The 1,096-nt window shown below is 41.7% G+C and carries 1 protein-coding gene; it reads right to left on the bottom strand.

Going from position 1 to position 1,096, the window contains the following annotated elements; all coding sequences use genetic code 11:
• Positions 1–40 precede the first annotated feature (40 nt).
• On the bottom strand, positions 41–1,033 hold the full coding sequence (locus ACFQ1C_RS13435; RefSeq protein ID WP_379559162.1) for a DUF945 family protein: 993 nt from the start codon (positions 1,031–1,033) through the stop codon (positions 41–43).
• Positions 1,034–1,096 lie beyond the last annotated feature (63 nt).

Raw genomic sequence — 1,096 nt, forward strand, 5'->3', positions numbered from 1 at the left:
GCATGGCGAACAAAAGAAAACTGTGCTGTTTAAATGATGATTATTTGTTCATATCGATGTCGATGTCGATGTTCAAATTATAACCGTTGGTGCGTCGGCCCTGATTAGGAGGGCGGTTATATTCGAAGCTCGACTTCAAAAAACCTTGTGGAAGTTTGGATGCATCTAATTTTGCTATCCCTTCGGCATCTATAAGTAAATCACCGTTCATTTTGGCTTTGATGCGATTAATTTCTAATCGTGGGTTATATGTAAGAAGGTTATCGGCACGTTCCATTAAAACTTTTTCAACAGATTTTTGAACCCTATGCTCACTCCACCCTTCTTTGGCTGCTTTCTGACCCAGGTTGATAATATCAACGATAGACTTACTATCAATCCCAGCTAGGGTGTAGCTGATTTCTACATCAGAGAGCGATTGTCCGTCGATGTTAATTTCATCGAATTCTAAAGCAAAGTCGCTGGTAAGCTCGTCTTTCAGATCAATACCCATGGTTATTGCGAGATCTTTAAGCTCTAGATGCTCATTCTCTCGGCTGTTGCTTTCTTTAGTGACAGAAGCTTCATGCACCTCCAAAGAAAGCGTACCACTTCCTTTTTCACCATCGAACTCACTCATCAAAGCTAAAGAAACTCCGGTCAGCTCAAATGCTTCACGTCTATCTGTAAATGTTAGAAAAGGTATCTTGGTCAACACTTCGTAAACGTAAGGTGAACCGTTATCATCAAAGTCACTCGCATAAAATTCAGTAACAATAGCCTTGGTTTTCAGGCCATTACGCCCTTCGGAAAACTCGGCGGTAGGCACCGTGAGTATGCCCTTGATGGAATCGCCACCCAGTGATCCATTAACAGTAATTGGCTCACCGTTAAATAGTACAGAAGTCAAGGTCATCTCATCATTACCATCCATGACAGAGTTAATTATATTTACATCATAAGATGCGCCAGTTAAAAAGGTGGTTACACCGTGATTTACCGTGTATCCAACTTCAAATTCAGTGGGCCTGTACTCAGGGCCTGTTTTTACCAGGGCCGACGCATGATCAGTTTTCGTTCAATTTGATCAAGGTTTGATCGGACAGACAATACGGTA

This window comes from Oceanisphaera ostreae (assembly GCF_042676125.1).
Lineage (GTDB): Bacteria > Pseudomonadota > Gammaproteobacteria > Enterobacterales > Aeromonadaceae > Oceanimonas > Oceanimonas ostreae.